Annotated in this window: 16 protein-coding genes; 8 read left to right on the top strand and 8 right to left on the bottom strand. The window is 60.5% G+C overall.

The features are described 5' to 3' along the window. Positions 1-21: 21 nt before the first annotated feature. Complete coding sequence (locus tag IB248_RS07025) at positions 22-390, top strand: Hpt domain-containing protein (protein ID WP_018854840.1); 369 nt, start codon at positions 22-24, stop codon at positions 388-390. A 204-nt stretch (positions 391-594) separates the two neighbouring features. Next, on the top strand, positions 595-915 hold the full coding sequence (locus IB248_RS07030) for a 2Fe-2S iron-sulfur cluster-binding protein (RefSeq protein WP_169680255.1): 321 nt from the start codon (positions 595-597) through the stop codon (positions 913-915). 290 nt (positions 916-1,205) lie between these two features. Here the strand turns inward: IB248_RS07030 and IB248_RS07035 are convergent, their stop codons facing one another. Next, positions 1,206-1,832, bottom strand: coding sequence for a DUF922 domain-containing protein (locus IB248_RS07035; protein ID WP_018854843.1), 627 nt, complete (start codon positions 1,830-1,832; stop codon positions 1,206-1,208). A 98-nt stretch (positions 1,833-1,930) separates the two neighbouring features. Here IB248_RS07035 and folP point away from each other — a divergent pair, with 98 nt between their 5' ends. From folP to folK, 3 genes are read left to right on the top strand one after another with little or no spacing between them, the layout of a single operon-like run. Next, entirely contained in the window at positions 1,931-2,797 is an 867-nt protein-coding gene (gene folP / locus IB248_RS07040) for a dihydropteroate synthase (protein WP_025661681.1), read from the top strand. Next, a complete protein-coding gene (gene folB, locus IB248_RS07045; RefSeq protein WP_007792223.1) occupies positions 2,794-3,162 on the top strand; it encodes a dihydroneopterin aldolase in 369 nt (122 codons plus the stop codon). Before folP ends, folB begins: the two co-directional genes overlap by 4 nt. Continuing rightward, complete coding sequence (folK, locus tag IB248_RS07050; protein WP_018854845.1) at positions 3,155-3,673, top strand: 2-amino-4-hydroxy-6-hydroxymethyldihydropteridine diphosphokinase; 519 nt, start codon at positions 3,155-3,157, stop codon at positions 3,671-3,673. Before folB ends, folK begins: the two co-directional genes overlap by 8 nt. Before the next feature lie 65 nt (positions 3,674-3,738). Here the strand turns inward: folK and IB248_RS07055 are convergent, their stop codons facing one another. The 4 genes from IB248_RS07055 to IB248_RS07070 form a co-directional block, all read right to left on the bottom strand. Then, the gene (locus IB248_RS07055) at positions 3,739-4,290 is read right to left on the bottom strand and encodes a hypothetical protein (RefSeq protein ID WP_192240605.1); all 552 of its coding nucleotides are present in this window, start codon (positions 4,288-4,290) and stop codon (positions 3,739-3,741) included. 209 nt (positions 4,291-4,499) lie between these two features. Next, the gene (locus IB248_RS07060; RefSeq protein WP_018854847.1) at positions 4,500-5,576 is read right to left on the bottom strand and encodes a TIGR01620 family protein; all 1,077 of its coding nucleotides are present in this window, start codon (positions 5,574-5,576) and stop codon (positions 4,500-4,502) included. Then, complete coding sequence (locus IB248_RS07065) at positions 5,573-7,045, bottom strand: YcjX family protein (RefSeq protein ID WP_018854848.1); 1,473 nt, start codon at positions 7,043-7,045, stop codon at positions 5,573-5,575. Before IB248_RS07065 ends, IB248_RS07060 begins: the two co-directional genes overlap by 4 nt. 79 nt (positions 7,046-7,124) lie before the next feature. Further along, positions 7,125-7,622, bottom strand: coding sequence for a histidine phosphatase family protein (locus tag IB248_RS07070; protein ID WP_018854849.1), 498 nt, complete (start codon positions 7,620-7,622; stop codon positions 7,125-7,127). 272 nt (positions 7,623-7,894) lie between these two features. On the opposite strand from IB248_RS07070, the gene dksA reads away from it, so the two are divergent. Continuing rightward, positions 7,895-8,314 (top strand): RNA polymerase-binding protein DksA, encoded by a 420-nt coding sequence (gene dksA / locus IB248_RS07075; protein WP_007532954.1) that lies wholly within the window; start codon positions 7,895-7,897, stop codon positions 8,312-8,314. Between the two features lie 76 nt (positions 8,315-8,390). Here the strand turns inward: dksA and IB248_RS07080 are convergent, their stop codons facing one another. After that, the gene (locus IB248_RS07080; protein WP_018854850.1) at positions 8,391-9,407 is read right to left on the bottom strand and encodes a flagellar biosynthetic protein FliO; all 1,017 of its coding nucleotides are present in this window, start codon (positions 9,405-9,407) and stop codon (positions 8,391-8,393) included. Between the two features lie 288 nt (positions 9,408-9,695). Between IB248_RS07080 and IB248_RS07085 the strand changes: the two genes are divergently transcribed. Beyond that, positions 9,696-12,296, top strand: a complete 2,601-nt coding sequence (locus IB248_RS07085) for a PAS domain-containing sensor histidine kinase (RefSeq protein ID WP_018854851.1) — start codon at positions 9,696-9,698, stop codon at positions 12,294-12,296. 28 nt (positions 12,297-12,324) lie between these two features. On the opposite strand, the gene IB248_RS07090 is transcribed toward IB248_RS07085, so the two are convergent. Together IB248_RS07090 and IB248_RS07095 are read right to left on the bottom strand one after the other, a co-directional pair. Continuing rightward, a complete protein-coding gene (locus IB248_RS07090) occupies positions 12,325-13,251 on the bottom strand; it encodes a pseudouridine-5'-phosphate glycosidase (RefSeq protein ID WP_025661688.1) in 927 nt (308 codons plus the stop codon). A 28-nt stretch (positions 13,252-13,279) separates the two neighbouring features. Next, positions 13,280-14,224 (bottom strand): carbohydrate kinase family protein, encoded by a 945-nt coding sequence (locus IB248_RS07095; protein WP_192240606.1) that lies wholly within the window; start codon positions 14,222-14,224, stop codon positions 13,280-13,282. A gap of 240 nt (positions 14,225-14,464) precedes the next feature. On the opposite strand from IB248_RS07095, the gene recA reads away from it, so the two are divergent. Continuing rightward, entirely contained in the window at positions 14,465-15,553 is a 1,089-nt protein-coding gene (gene recA / locus IB248_RS07100) for a recombinase RecA (protein ID WP_016554154.1), read from the top strand. Positions 15,554-15,615: the final 62 nt, after the last annotated feature.

Consider the following 15,615-nt stretch of genomic DNA (forward strand, 5'->3'; position numbering starts at 1 on the left):
TGGACGACGGAGGATTGGCACATGGCAGCAGTCAGTATTGCGTTTGCGGCGCCCGACATTTGCAAGGGACCTCGGCCTTCGCAGGAGCGTCCGGTAGATCTGGTGCATCTGGCAAACCAGACAATGGGCGACAAGAGCCTGGAAATCGAAGTTCTGCAAATGTTTGCGCGTCAGGCGCGGGCCTGCCTGCAGGAAATATCGTCCGGTGACGCCAAGATCGTTGAAACCGCGGCCCATCGCCTCAAGGGCGCGGCCGGAGCGGTCGGGGCGTTTCGCGTCCATGCGGCTGCCGAGGCGCTTGAGGGCAATTGCGGCGACGCGGCCAGCATGGCGGCGGTCGGTATTGCCGTGATCGAAGCGGAGAATTTTATCCTCAAGCTTTGCCGCTGAGTTCTATAAATCTGACGAAATAGAAGCCCGCTGATCCATTTCGGTGCAGCGGGTCTTTTTGTGACCGCCGGCATGGCGCATTTTGACAAGCGCGTCGCTTCTCAATCTGTGATGAAGGACACCGAGCGGTCGATGTTGACTGCCTCGGCGATTTGTTGGAAGAAAAAATCCAAACCCTCCCATTGACGACCACCGGAAATCATCATGCCCAAACTGACCATTGTCGCCTTCGACGGCACGCGCTTCGATCTTGATGTCGATCAGGGATCGACCGTTATGGAAAATGCCGTGCGCAATTCGGTACCAGGTATCGAGGCCGAATGCGGCGGCGCATGTGCCTGCGCGACCTGTCACGTCTACGTCGACGACGAATGGACGGAACGCGTCGGCTCGCCTGAGGCGATGGAAGAGGACATGCTCGATTTCGCCTTTGACGTGCGTCCGACGTCGCGCCTCTCCTGTCAGATCAGAATGAAGGCGGCTCTGGACGGGCTCATCGTTCACGTGCCCGAGCGGCAGGCCTGATTCCACCACAGTCCAAAAAAAGCCTCGCTTGCCGTTAGACGAGCGAGGCGAGGTAGGCGCATTACCTGCGGACGAGGGAGGATCATCCGCGGCTTCGCAACGCGCCAGGAGAACCCAGGAGCGAAAGTTCGGGCTTACGGACCTGAACTTTCGAATGTTTGAATATTACCGCGTTATGGTTGATTTAGCTAGACCGAGAAATAACCACTAAATCACTGGGGCGATTGCGGTTTCGCACAAGTTTTGTTACGCGGCTAACCTTTTGTGATCGCGTTAAGCTTGAGAATCAGCTACCTTGCGCCGCCGGATATTTTAATCCGATCGTTCAGAAGTCTCATCATTCGACTTTGAAAATTGACGGCTTCGATTCGGTCGAATCGGGCCTGCAACCTGTCGTGCTCATCGATGCCGCGGGTCGAGACGTCGGTGACGAGCTCCTGCATACGCTCGCAGCTGCGCTGCGGTGGAAGCGCGAGGATCTGCTTTTCCATGACACGCGCCTGGTTTCGCGCGATCTCTGCATGGCGCTCCTCGTGCCGCTTGATGTCGCTCGCAAGTGCATCCCAGATGATCGACAACTGCTTGCTGGCACCCTTGCGGTCGGTCCAGCGGGGCAGGATTATCTGCGTATGGACGGTGACCTTGGCGCTGGAGACGCGGCAGCGCCCTCCGGCCTGAACATAGGTCGCATCGCCGCCGAAGCGGATCTTGGTCGCACCCGGGTGGCGGGCGGACGAGCCACTGGCCGTCGGCCCGTTGATGCTCAGTTGCTGGTCGAGTTGGTCCGCGGTTTTGCCCTTGATGGGAAAATAGGAATAGCTTCGCGTCGCGATTACGGTGGCGGCAGCGGGGCTGCACGCCGCTACGGCCATGGAAAAGCCGAGGAGGAGGGGCATATAACGCGGTACGGAATGCATTCTGCAGATACTCATGTTGAAGTTTGCCGGAGCTTGGGGCATAGCCACGGCCAGTGCAAGATCATGGGCGCCTTTTTCGATCGATAGGATGAATGCCGTTGGCACAGCTTGAGAGCAGTTTCTGGCGCGTCGGGCATGGCCGCGAGATCGAACTGGGCGCGCGCGCCGTCCTTATGGCGATCGTCAACGTGACACCGGATTCTTTCTCGGACGGCGGGCGATACGAGACGGTCGATGCGGCCGTGACGTATGCGCTCCAGGCGGTAAGCGATGGCGCTGAGATCATCGACATTGGCGGTGAATCGACGCGCCCCGGCGCAGACGTCGTCACTCCGCTGGAAGAGCAGGCCCGGGTGCTGCCGGTGATCGAGGCGTTGCGCGGCAAGACCGATGCCTTGATCTCGATCGACACCTATCGCGCTGAGACCGCCCGGCTTGCCGTCGCTGCAGGCGCGCATGTAATCAACGACGTATTCGGGTTGCAGAAGGAGCCGGAGGTGGGAAGGATCGCAGCCGATACCAGTGCGGGACTGTGCCTGATGCATACCGGCCGCGATCGGGAGAAGCTTCCGGATGTGATCGGAGACCAGTTCTACTTCCTGGAGCGCTCGCTCGCGCTCGCTTCGGCGGCCGGCGTGCCCAAGGATCGCATCGTACTGGATCCGGGCTTCGGCTTTGCCAAGGATATACAGGAGAATGTGGAACTGATGGCGCGTTTCGGAGAACTGCGCCGCTTGGGGTTGCCGCTGCTTGCCGGCACGTCGCGCAAGCGTTTCGTCGGCGCGATCACAGGTCGGGAAGCCGCCGATCGGGATGTGGGAACGGCTGCGACAAGCGTATTGTTGCGTTTGGCGGGGGCTAGCATTTTTCGTGTACACGATGTCGCAATCAACAAGGACGCTTTGGCCATCGCCGATGCTATGCTCGCGGCGCGCTATAGCTTTGAGCAGGGACAATTGGCATGAGCACCACCTACACCATCACGCTTCAGAACTGTGCCTTCTTTGCCCGCCATGGCGTTCACGACGAAGAGGAGTTCCTCGGCCAGCGCTTCTTTGTGGATGCCGAGCTCGACGTCGTCGCCGGCGACGCCCTGGAGAGCGATTCCATCAATGACACGGTCAATTATGGCATTGCCTTCACCGTGATCGAGGAGATCGTGACGGGCAAGCGTCGCTATCTGATCGAGGCGCTTGCGCTTGATATCGCCAAAGGGCTGTGTTCGAAGTTTCCGCAAATCAAGCGTGCAAAGATTACGGTGCGCAAGCCGAACGCGCCGGTGCCGGGCGTTCTGGATTTCGTTCAGGTGAGCGTCGAACACTTTGCCTGAGTCCATTTTCAAGACGGCAACACTCGGCCTTGGCGGCAATCTCGGCGAGCCTGTGCACGCGATGGCCGTGGCATTGAGGGCGCTTGACCAGCGCTCCGATTGTCGTGTGGTAGCCGTGTCGCGGCTCTATCGGACGCCGCCATGGGGAAAGACCGACCAGTCCTATTTCTTCAACGCTTGTGCTGAAATCCAGACAACGCTTGGCCCCGAGGCGCTTCTCGACGTCTGCCTCGATATCGAACGGGCGATGAAGCGCGAGCGTATCGAGCGGTGGGGGCCGCGAACGCTCGATATTGATGTCCTGACCTACGCTGATGTGGTGCAATCGGCACCGCGACTTGAGCTACCGCACCCGCGCATGAAGGACCGTGGCTTCGTGCTGATGCCGCTTGCCGATTTTGCGCCTGACATGCTTGTCGAAGGAACAACCGTTCTCGAGTGGCTGGCGAAGGCCGATGTGCAGGGGATCGAAGTGGCCGATCAAAGCAGCGCTTGGTGGCATATCGCCTGAAATGCAAAAGCGGCGGAAAATCCGCAGGAAAATCCGCCGCTTTTGGAATGTCTGGGGTTGGAACGCTATTCGACAGAGCCGACCGTGATTTCGTCGACCTGGCGCGTCAGCGTCAGGCCGATGACGGGGATCATCTGGCTTTCGACCTTGACCGAAACGGTGACGTTCATGGTCTTGTCGTCACGGACACGGGCGATCATGGCGCCGTTGAGCTTGGAACGATTGAGGCCGACGACGACGGTATCCTGTGTGACAGCACCTGACACGACGTCGAGCCCCTTGCCTTCGGCGCCGTCAAGAAACTTCCCTTTGTAGGAACTCCCCGACTGGGTGATGAGCGCGGTCATCGGCTGCTTGAAGACGCCGACCCTGCAGCTTCCGTCGAGCTTGATGCCAGCACCTCCGGCGCTCACTGGTTCGCCCACCAGATTGCAGGTGAATTTCGTGCCTTTGTACTTTCCGGCAACGATCTCGCCGGGACCGCGCCAAGTGCCGGCGACAGACTCGAAAAAGGCTTTGTCACGTGTCGCCGCAGTCGCCGACGAAGCCATGTCGGCGGCCGGTGACAACGCCGCCGCAGCCAGGCCGAAAAGAAGAAGAAACTTGCGCGAATACATGGATTTTCCCTAGCGACACCATCGCTTAACTAGGTTCAAGTTTTGCCGAAGAATGGTTAATGCTTGGTTTCTTTTAGGCCGAAAAGCAATGAGCAGCAAGTAATTCCGCGGCTCGCAGAGGACGGCGCGGAATGTTAGTGCGTTGAATTCTTGACGAGTATTTTGGTGCAGCGCTTCTGCCACGGCAGGCGCGACGAAAGTTTCAATTCTCAGGAATTCTTGTCGCGCGCTGTCATGGACGGTGTCAGGTCCCCGATGAAATCGCCGATTCCCGGACGTTTCAGCGCGTGAAAAGAAAGGGGACGGCAAAGATCCATCGCCGCGATCCCGATGCGGGCCGTCATCAGGCCGTTGATGACGCCTTCGCCGAGGCGCGCCGACAGCTTCGACGCCAATCCATGGCCAAGTACCTGCTGCACGAGGCTATCGCCGACCGCGATCGAGCCGGTCACGGCGAGGTGCGCTAGAACATCACGCATCAGCCGGATCATGCCCAGCGTTCCCGGCCGGCCGCCATAAAGATCCGCCATGGCTCGGACAAGCCGGGCCGCCTCGTAGAGCACGTACAGGAGATCGACGATCGCGCGCGGGCTGACGGCGGTGACGATGGAGACGCGTTTCGAAGCGTTGACGATCAGGGCCCGCGCCTGCCGGTCGAGCGGTATCAGAAGCTCGCGTTCCGCGAGGGCGATGAGATGCGGTGCGTCGATGATGTCGCCTTCGGCCGCCTTCAACGTGGCCCGGCCCTTCGCCGTCTCCGGCTTTCCGGAGAGCAACGATTCCAGCCGCTTGACCAGCGCACGTGCCTTCGCCGGCTTCGTCTCCACCATGGCGGCCTCAGCTTCCGCCTTGATTTCCTGCACGGCCGCCAACCGCATCATGCCCGCCGTTTCACGAACGACGATGGCAATCACCGCCAGAATGCCGATTGCGAGCGCTCCAAGGGCCGCATAGCCGAGCCAATCCGCGCGGCTGAAAAGATTGCGGATGAGGCTGTCGGTCCAAAGCCCGAAGGCGAGGGAGAAGAGAACGCCGAAAGCGGCGGCAGCGATTTTCGCGAATGAGGTGCCACGCTTGCGCGGCAGCGCGACAGCAATTGGAGGGACATCCTTTTCGGGGTTGAGGAATGGATCGTCCTCGTCGGCGGTCAGCACGACATCGTCCGTGAAGCTACCGGGCTTTCGCGGGCTGTGTTTGGTCGTGACAGGCGTGGAGGGCGTGTCCTCCTCGTAGGAGAAGGCGGCCGGCGCGCGCTGTGCGGGGTGTTCGGAGGGCGGCTTGATCATGCGAGGCGATCTCCGAACAGAAACTGCATGGCACGGTCGAGGCGAATATGCGGGACCGAAAGCTTTATGCCGCCACCGGTCTCTTCGAGGTGCGGCGGCCGAAAACGGACAACGCTGACATCGGGCAGCACGATATTTTCTCCGGATTCGATACGCTCGAACAGGTTCTCCGGGTCTGCCGGCAGGTCGCCCGGAAAGATTGCCGTCTTCTTGTGGCCGTCAAAGCTCTCTCCACCGATAGTCTCGCCTGCCATCGGTGTTCCGACGATGACCGGGAGGTCATGGCCGTCGCGTTTCACCGTCGCTTCGCGCGTGGCGCGGACCGAAGCCAGTGCCATGACGTCGATTCCCGCGCCCGTGACACCAATGCGTTGGACGGCACGGTCGACCAGGCGGCGGGTGAGGGCGTCGAGCCGGTCATGGCTTTCATGGTGCAGGTGGTCAGCTTTGGTTGCGGCGACAAGGACGCGATCGATACGGCGGCCAAGCAGCGACGTCAGCCATGAGTTCGTGCCCGAGCGGAAGCAGGCCAGAACGTCCGTCAGGGCGCGTTCGAGGTCCTGCACGGCCTCCGGACCACGGTTGATGGCTTGCAGCGCATCGACGAGGACAATCTGCCTGTCGAGACGGGCGAAGTGTTCGCGAAAGAAGGGCTTCACGACGACGGATTTGTAGGCCTCATAGCGTCGTTCCATCATCGCCCAAAGCGATCCCTTTTGCGGCTTGGCTTCCGGCGTGAGTGCAAGCGGCGCGAAGGTCAGGGCAGGAGAGCCGTCGAGATCGCCGGGTAGCAGGAAGCGGCCAGGCGGCAGCGTGGAAAGCGAGCGTTCATCGGCTTTGCAGGCTTTCAGATAATCGGCAAAAGCGGTGGCGAGGTCGCGAGCCCGCATTTCGTCTGCCGGGGCGTTGCTATCTGTGGCGCGTGTAAGGGCAAGCCAGGCGCGTGAGAGTTCCGCACGAATGCCCGTTCCGGCCAAGGCGATCGTCTCTTCGCAAAACGTCCGATAGTCCTTTCCAAGCAACGGAAGGTCAAGAAGCCACTCGCCCGGATAATCGACAATGTCGATCGACAGGCGGCCGGGCGAGAAGAGCCGGTTCCAGCCGCTGGCGCTCTGGTATTCGAGCGTAATGCGCAGTTCAGAGATTGCTCGCGTCGAATCGGGCCAAACGCGGTCCTTCACGAGTGAGCGGATGTGATCTTCGTACTGGAAGCGCGGCACGGCATCATCCGGCTGCTGCTCAAGACGCACCGCCGAGACACGACCTGACTGCACTGGCTCGAAGAGAGGCAGCCGCCCGCCGTGCAGCAGATTGTGAAGCAGCGAGGAAATGAAGACCGTCTTGCCGGAACGCGACAAGCCAGTGACGCCAAGGCGCACCGTGGGATTGATGAGGCCCGATGCCCGGTCCGCGAAATTGTCCAGGGCGATGCGCGCGTCATCGGAGAGGGAGGTCAGGCTGGGCGGCAAGGCGGAGTTCCGGTTTCTAATCGTGACAAGCCATATAGGAAGGGCAGATCGACGCGAAAAGACGTTCCGCGAAAAGACCTTAGTCGATCACGAAATCAACGAGCTGCCAGCCTGTCAACTCGCTGTCATAGTCCAAAACCGCAAGTCCGGCAGTCGGAAAGCCTGTCGGCAATGCCTGATGGAGCGCCTCGTGACCGATCAGCGCTTCAAGCGTCTGCTCCATGGTCGGATTGTGGCCGACAAGCATGACAGAGCCGAGCGCCTCCTGGGCGTCGATGATCTCGAGGTAGATATCAGGCGATGCATTGTAGAGTTCATCGACGAATCGAAGCTCGAGCGTGGAGCCCATGGCCCGATGCACCGCGTCGGCAGTATCGCGGCAACGCGCTGCCGTCGAGCTCAGAAGCAGATCCGGCCGGTACCCCTTGTCCGCCGCTTTGTCGGCGATGAGCTCGGCGTCTGCATAGCCTTTCGCGTTCAGGGGACGGTCGAAATCACGCTGCCCGGGTGTTGCCCAAGCGGCTTCGGCATGCCGCAGCAGATAGATCCGGGAGGGTGGAGGCGTGATTGCAGCCATAGGAAAATCCACGTCGAAGGGACTTTTTCAGTAGCGGGTCGGCGGCACGCACGTCAACCGCAGCGCCAGGTGTTGCGGCCAAATCCGGGTAGGAAAGTGCGGAGTTACCGGGAGGCGAATAGGCGTTCGGGGGAATAGTGGTGAGAAAATAGTCTGTTAGCTCAAAAATATGACAGATTTAAAAAACTGTTTACCTAGCGTATTTGGCTTGAATCACCAGTAGTGCTCGCGATATACACCCGCCACATGAGATCTGCTTCAGGAGAATCGCGTTGAGTGAGAAGATCGATCTTAGCAACTACGTACCCTCGGAAGAGGAAGAGTTCATGAACGGCAATCAGCGGGCTTACTTCAGAGCCAAGCTGGTCGCCTGGAAGAATGACATCCTCAGAGAGGCGCGCGAAACCCTCGACCACTTGGCCGAGGAAAGCGCAAACCACCCGGATCTTGCTGACAGGGCATCGTCCGAAACCGACCGGGCCATCGAACTGCGCGCCCGCGATCGCCAGAGAAAGCTGATTTCCAAGATCGACGCAGCACTGCAACGTATCGAAGACGGCACCTACGGCTATTGCGAGGAGACCGGAGAGCCGATCGGGCTCAAGCGGCTTGATGCTCGACCGATTGCGACGCTGTCTATCGAGGCTCAAGAGCGGCACGAGCGGCGGGAAAAAGTCTACCGGGACGAATAAGTCCCTACATACCGACAACAAAAAGGGCACCGCGACGCAAACCGTGGTGCCCTTTTTGTTTTGTTCGGTTGATCCGCTACTTGTCGCGGTTAACGCTCATCTCGCCGAAAATGCGTGCGACTTCGTTTTGAAGAGCGGCATCCGCGCCGGTGAGCGGCGCCATTTCAGGATCGCGGCGAGGCTGGTTGCCTGACGCCGGACCGGGTTTTGCGGCGGGCGCCTGTGGCGTCGGCACAATACGCTCGGCGGCAAGCGTGCTCGTCATTTCCTCTTCGAGAATGCGCTGGAAGTCGCTCGGCTGCGCGGCAGGCGCCAGCGTGCCGACCTCGACGAACGCCGATGACGGCTGTGCGGGCGCGGGAGTGCTCCGGACGGAAGGCTGCGTCACCTGCGGCTCGATGCGCTGCTGCGGCAAAACGCGTTGACGGGCGGAATCGAGGATGTCTGCCGCGGCCGAGGCTTCGATCGGGGCTGGTGCCGGTCGCGGTTCAGGACGCGGGTCGAAAGACGGCGCTGGGCGTGGGGCACGCTCACGTTCGGCGATGACGGGCGCAGGCGAGGCGGGAGTCGCAACCATGACCGGTTCTGGCCTGGCTTCGATCGGCGCACGTTCGGGCACGTAGGGTTCGGATGGCGTATGACCGCGGACCGGGGGCACATACTGGGATTCGGTCGGTACGATGTGAACGGGCGCCGGCGGCTCTGGCGCTGCCTCGAGCTGTGGTGGCGCGATAGGGGCGGGAGCCGGCGCCACCAGGGCTGGGGCTGGTTGAGCAGTTGCCTCGACCGGTGCGGACTTGTCGGTGGCCTCACCAATCCTGCTCTCGATGACGATATCGGTCGGCCCGCCGATCATGATCAGATGCTCGACGTCATCCCGACGGACGAGGACGAGGCGGCGGCGCGCATCGACGGCGGCTGCATCGAGGACCTGCAGCCGTGGTTGGCGGTTGCGGCCCCCCCGAAGGAAGGGCGAAGGTGCGCGGTTACGCATGAACCAGAGCACGACGATCAGCAGTAATAGAGCTATGCCAACGCCGCCGGCGGCGAGAAGGAAGCGGCTCCCATAGGCTCCCATGAGATCATCGAACATCTTGGCTTACTCCCTTCGCGGTTTTGAACCACATGGCGACTTTTACCACTTCGTAGACAAGTCGTGATGGCCTTGTCCAGTCATGCCAACCCGAAGTGGAATTCGAACATGCTTTCTTAACAACGCATTTTAATGGCGAAATTGGCGCTCTTCGTTGTGAATTCAATCAGTCTTCACAGAGAGCAGTGTTTTTGCGGAGACCGCAAATTGGTAAGAAGGAAAAGGCGCCTGATTCCTGCTTTGTCTCCTTGTTACGAGTGAAGCCCGGCAGGCCATGCGAGGGAATAGATGACGAGACCGCGTCAGGCCGACGATTATAGCGAACCGCTCTTGGACCGCGGGGGCCGCACGGGAACGGCTTTGCGGATCATCCTGCTGGCCCTTGTGCTGATCGGCGCAGCCGCGGCGTTCGTCGTTTTCAAGAGTTCTCTCGACAACGAAATGGTGCTCGGCGTTCTCGGCGTGCTTGCCATGGTCGGGATCTTCTTCCTCGTGTCGTCGGTGATCGGCTTTATCGAAGTCATGCCGCAGCGGCAGTCCGACAGCCTGGCGCGGGCATTTTTGAACAGTCACCCCGACGGCTCTCTCATCACCGACGACAAAGGCCGTATCGTTTATGCGAACGCGGCCTATGGCGAGTTGACGGGCGCTCGCAAGTCGACGGAAGTTCAGACGCTCGAAGCGCTGCTGTCGCGTCATCGGGAATCGAACGAGGCGCTCTATCGCCTTTCCAACGGGCTTCGCGAAGGCCGGGAGGGGAGCGAAGAATTCCGCCTGCTGCGGTCCCTGGGCCCCTCGACAAACGGTTCCGGAGCGCATTGGTACCGCCTGAAAGCACGGACCCTGCAGAGCGAGGAGATCGGACGCAAGCCGCTCCACATTTGGCAGATCAGCGACATTACCTCCGAGCGCGACGATCAGGAGCGGTTCTTCAAGGAACTGCAGAATGCGATCGACTATCTCGACCACGCACCAGCCGGGTTCTTTTCGGCCGGCCGCAAGGGAGAGATCTTCTACCTCAACGCAACGCTGGCGGAATGGCTTGGCATCGATCTTACCAAGTTCGTTCCGGGTTCGGTCACGATCGGCGATTTTGTCGCGGGCGAGGGGCTTGCGCTTATTCAGTCGGTGCAGGCCGATCCGGGCCTGAAAAAGACGGTGACGCTCGATCTCGACTTGAAGAAGATGAACGGCCAGAGCCTGCCGGCGCAGATCGTCCACAGCGTGACGTCGATGCGCGATGGCGCTCCTGGAGAGAGCCGGTCGATCGTACTGACGCGGCAGAAGAGCGGCGAGAACGATCAGTCCGCCTCGGCCGCCGCGATGCGATTCACCCGCTTTTTCAACAACACGCCGATGGCGATTGCCTCGGTGGATGGGGCAGGCAGGATCCTGCGAACCAATGCCCCATTCCTGAAGCTGTTTTCGGGTATCGTTTCCCGAGATGATGTCGAGAACGGCGCGCTGCTCGAAGTCATTGTGCAGGACAGCGACAAATCCAAACTGCAGCAGGCGCTCGCGGCGGCGAAGGACCGCCAGGGCGATATCCCGCCGATCGACTCGCGCACGCCAACCGATGAAGCACGCCATTTCCGCTTCTACGTCAACGCGGTGATCGACCAGAGCGACGAGACGCCGGAAGAGGCGGCGATCGTCTATGCCGTCGAGGTGACTGAGCAGAAGGCGCTCGAAGCGCAGATGGCGCAGACGCAGAAGATGAATGCGGTCGGCACACTCGCGGGCGGGATCGCGCACGACTTCAACAACGTCCTGACCGCGATCCTGCTGTCCTCCGATCATCTGCTGCTGCAGGCCCGGCCGGCGGACCCTGGCTTTGCGGATCTGATGGAAATCAAGCGCAACGCCAATCGCGCGGCCGTGCTCGTGCGGCAACTGCTGGCGTTCTCGCGCAAGCAGACGATGCGGCCGACGGTGCTCAATCTCACCGATGTGGTTGGCGACCTCAGGATGCTGGTCGATCGCCTGCTGTCCGGTACCAACGTAAAGCTCGACGTCGAGTATGGCCGTGATCTCTGGCCTGTGAAGACCGACCTGTCGCAGTTCGAGCAGGTGCTGATAAACCTCTGCGTCAACGCGCGAGATGCGATGCCGCAGGGCGGGAAGCTGACGCTTCGCACGAAGAACGTGACGGCGGCAGAGGTGGCGGCTTTCAACTATTCCTACATGCCGCATGAGGACATGGTCCTCATCGAGGTCTCGGACAACGGGACCGGCATTGCGCCTGAGATCATGGACAAGATTTTCGAGCCCTTCTTCACGACGAAGGAAGTGGGCAAGGGAACGGGCCTTGGCCTCGCGATGGTTTACGGCATCGTCAAGCAATCGGGCGGCTACATTCAGCCGGAGTCGGAAGTTGGCAAAGGCACGACGTTCCGCGTCTTCCTGCCGCGCCACATTGTCGAGCCAGCGGTTGCCGCGGAAGGCGATGCCGTCACGCCTACTATCGGCACACCTGCGGAACAGGCGCCCGCCGCGGTGGAGCAGCCCGAGGATCTGACAGGCTCGGCTGTGATCCTGCTGGTCGAGGATGAGGAAGCGGTGCGTCGCGGCGGCAAGCGCATGCTTGAGACGCGCGGCTATACGGTTTACGAGGCCGGGTCCGGCATCGAGGCGCTCGATATCATGGACGAGCTCGAGGGTAAGGTCGACATCGTCGTTTCGGATGTCGTGATGCCGGAGATGGATGGTCCATCGCTGCTGCGCGAACTGCGCAAGAACTATCCGAACCTGAAATTCATCTTCGTTTCAGGCTATGCCGAAGACGCGTTTGCCCGCAACCTGCCGCCGGATTCCAAGTTCGGCTTCCTGCCGAAGCCGTTCTCCCTCAAGCAGCTTGCCGTCGTCGTCAAGGAGACGCTGGACAGTTAAGGGGCGCCGCAGCGCCCCTTTTTCGAACTCAGCCAGCCAGCGCGACGGCAATTTCTGCCGCGAGTCGAGCATTGTTTTCCACCAACGCAATGTTGGTCTTTAGGCTCTGGCCGTCGGTCAGGTCGAAGATCGTGCTGAGCAGGTAAGGGGTTACTTCCTTGCCGCTGATTTCGTCGCGCTCGGCGCTGTCGAGGGCGCGCTCGATATAGATTTCCATTTCCTCGCGGGGGATCTCGTCTGCCTCCGGCACCGGATTGGCAATGAGCATGCCGCCGTCAATGCCGAGCTGCTCGCGTACAGTCTGGAAGTTGGCGATGGCAGCCGGGCTGTTCAGCGTCAGCGGACTGCGCAATCCGGACGAGCGTGACCAGAAGGCCGGGAATTCCTCGCTCTCGTAGGTGACGACAGGCACGCCCGCGGTCTCCAGGACTTCAAGGGTCTTCGGTATATCGAGGATCGCCTTGGCGCCGGCGCAAACGACGATGACGCTGGTGCGGCCGAGTTCCTCGAGGTCAGCGGAGATATCGAAGCTTTCTTCCGCGCCGCGGTGGACGCCACCGATGCCACCCGTTGCAAAGACCTTGATACCGGCACGCTCGGCGGCGATCATCGTTGCTGCGACGGTCGTTGCGCCGTGACGGCGCTCGGCGATCGCAAAGGCGAGATCGGCGCGCGAAACCTTGAGGACGTCCTTGGCCTGCGCCAGTTGCTCCAACTGGTCGGATTCGAGGCCGATATGCAGCGTACCGTGAATGACCGCGATGGTGGCTGGGACCGCGCCCTGCTCACGAATGAGCGCCTCGACGCTGCGGGCCATCTCGATGTTGCCAGGGTAGGGCATGCCATGGGTGATGATGGTCGATTCAAGCGCCACGATCGGCGCGCCGCGCTGCTTGGCGCTTGCGACTTCCTTGGAGTAGGCGATCGGCAGGAGGGGGGAGATCGGTTTCGTCATTGTCGCTTCCATTTCATCGGTATTGCCTTCAATGCAGAATTCTCGCCGGCGGAACAAGGGAAAGTGTCTCCCTCACGAGATCTGGGGAGAGGTTTTCATTGACGGCATGCGGCGATTGTACGGTAAGTGCCGCGGCCGCGGCGCCCTCCCTGATGGCATCGGCTAAGGAAATTCCACGCATCAATCCGGAGATAACGCCGGCTGCAAGCGAGTCACCCGCACCGGTGACATCCGCGACATCTTCGAGGTTTGCCGGCTGCTGGGCAACAACATGGCGATCCGCGAAGGCGATCAGCTCGCGTTGGCCGCGGGTGACGACGCCACCGCGTAAACCGATGTCACCCAGCAGTGACGGCCAGTGCGCGGGATCGTTTGGGCGCTCGCCGGTCAATGCGGCAGCCTCGGCCTCGTTGAGGAAAAGATAGTCGATCCCTTCGATGCATGGTTTGAGCTTGAGGGCCTTCGCGGGCGAGATGGCGATCGCGCCCACCGGCTTGCCGAGAGCTTTTGCGCGCTCGACGATCGATGCCAGCGTCTCTGCCGGCAGGTTGGCATCAATGAGAATGAAATCGGTGGCGGCAAAGGCGTCACGTACGGCACGGATCGAAAGGCGCCGCGGTACGAACATCCGATAGAGATCCATGTCGGCAAGCGCAATCACGAGGTTTCCGTCGCTCTCGATGATTGCGGTGTAACTCGGCGTCTTCCGATCCAGGAAAATGAAGGGGCGATCATGAACCCCAGCGAAGTCGGCCGCCTCGCCGACCATCTCGCCGATCGGATCGCCGCCACGCGGTGAAATCATCGTCACATCGAAGCCCAACCTGGCAAGGTTGCGCGCCGCATTGAAGCCGCCGCCGCCCGGCTCCTCAAACCATGAGCCTGGATTGCTGGCGCCTGGCACGGTGTCGCCTGAGATGCGTCCGCGCCTGTCGATGTGGGCTCCGCCGAGGACAAGAATCTTCCGCTTCATTTCATCGTCCCGCATGGTCGAAAGATACGAATCGTCCTGCCGCCGCTGGTCGGCTGGCGACCAGAGCGCTATATCTAAGCCGTTGCTTTCCATCACGAAAACAAATGTAGAACACTGGCAAATTTACCTTTTTGTTTCAATTATTTGCACGCAACTTGCGCAATGAGAACAAATGCGGTACAAAATCGCCATCGCTGGCGACATTGCTTGAGCGGCTTCAATAACCTAAAGGTGGATCGAATGTCACAGAATACATTGCGGCTTGTAGAGGACAAATCGGTGGACAAAAGCAAGGCACTTGAAGCGGCACTCTCACAGATCGAGCGGTCGTTCGGCAAGGGCTCAATCATGAAGCTCGGCTCGAATGAGAATGTCGTCGAGATCGAGACGGTTTCGACGGGTTCTCTCGGGTTGGATATAGCGCTCGGCATCGGCGGCCTTCCAAAGGGCCGTATCATTGAGATTTACGGACCAGAAAGCTCGGGTAAGACGACGCTGGCGCTGCAGACGATAGCGGAATCGCAGAAGAAGGGTGGCATCTGTGCCTTCGTCGATGCGGAACACGCGCTTGACCCGGTTTACGCCCGCAAGCTCGGTGTCGATCTGCAGAACCTCCTGATCTCGCAGCCGGATACTGGCGAGCAGGCGCTCGAGATCACCGATACGCTGGTGCGTTCCGGCGCTGTCGACGTTCTTGTCGTCGACTCGGTTGCCGCGCTGACGCCGCGTGCCGAAATCGAAGGCGAAATGGGCGACAATCTGCCGGGCCTTCAGGCGCGCCTGATGAGCCAGGCGCTGCGCAAGCTGACGGCTTCGATTTCGAAGTCCAACACCATGGTCATCTTCATCAACCAGATCCGCATGAAGATTGGTGTCATGTTCGGTTCGCCGGAAACGACGACCGGCGGCAACGCGCTGAAATTCTATGCGTCCGTTCGCCTCGACATCCGTCGTATCGGTGCAGTCAAGGAGCGGGAAGAGGTCATCGGCAACCAGACGCGCGTCAAGGTCGTCAAGAACAAGATGGCGCCTCCCTTCAAGCAGGTCGAATTCGACATCATGTATGGTGAAGGCGTTTCGAAGACCGGCGAACTGGTCGACCTTGGTGTCAAGGCGGGTATCGTCGAGAAATCAGGGGCCTGGTTCTCCTATAATAGCCAGCGTCTTGGCCAGGGCCGCGAAAATGCGAAGCTGTTCCTGCGTGACAATCCGGATCTCCTGCGCGAGATCGAGACGGCGCTTCGTCAGAATGCTGGCCTGATTGCGGACCGCTTCCTGCAGAATGGCGGCCCTGATGCAAATGACGGCGACGAGGCTGCAGACGGCTGATTTGCCTGGCGGTTTCCCAGAGTTCAAAACCGGTCGCATTCCTAATGAGATTGCGGCCGGTT

This window comes from Rhizobium sp. RHZ01 (assembly GCF_014851595.1).
Classification (GTDB): domain Bacteria; phylum Pseudomonadota; class Alphaproteobacteria; order Rhizobiales; family Rhizobiaceae; genus Rhizobium; species Rhizobium altiplani.

Coding starts and splice junctions, on each gene's coding strand:
- IB248_RS07025 (WP_018854840.1), top strand. CDS start 22: ATGGCAGCAGTCAGTATTGCGTTTGCGGCGCCCGACATTTGCAAGGGA.
- IB248_RS07030 (WP_169680255.1), top strand. CDS start 595: ATGCCCAAACTGACCATTGTCGCCTTCGACGGCACGCGCTTCGATCTT.
- IB248_RS07035 (WP_018854843.1), bottom strand. CDS start 1,832: ATGCATTCCGTACCGCGTTATATGCCCCTCCTCCTCGGCTTTTCCATG.
- folB (WP_007792223.1), top strand. CDS start 2,794: ATGAGCACCACCTACACCATCACGCTTCAGAACTGTGCCTTCTTTGCC.
- IB248_RS07055 (WP_192240605.1), bottom strand. CDS start 4,290: ATGTATTCGCGCAAGTTTCTTCTTCTTTTCGGCCTGGCTGCGGCGGCG.
- IB248_RS07060 (WP_018854847.1), bottom strand. CDS start 5,576: ATGATCAAGCCGCCCTCCGAACACCCCGCACAGCGCGCGCCGGCCGCC.
- IB248_RS07070 (WP_018854849.1), bottom strand. CDS start 7,622: ATGGCTGCAATCACGCCTCCACCCTCCCGGATCTATCTGCTGCGGCAT.
- IB248_RS07080 (WP_018854850.1), bottom strand. CDS start 9,407: ATGTTCGATGATCTCATGGGAGCCTATGGGAGCCGCTTCCTTCTCGCC.
- IB248_RS07085 (WP_018854851.1), top strand. CDS start 9,696: ATGACGAGACCGCGTCAGGCCGACGATTATAGCGAACCGCTCTTGGAC.
- IB248_RS07090 (WP_025661688.1), bottom strand. CDS start 13,251: ATGACGAAACCGATCTCCCCCCTCCTGCCGATCGCCTACTCCAAGGAA.
- IB248_RS07095 (WP_192240606.1), bottom strand. CDS start 14,224: ATGAAGCGGAAGATTCTTGTCCTCGGCGGAGCCCACATCGACAGGCGC.
- recA (WP_016554154.1), top strand. CDS start 14,465: ATGTCACAGAATACATTGCGGCTTGTAGAGGACAAATCGGTGGACAAA.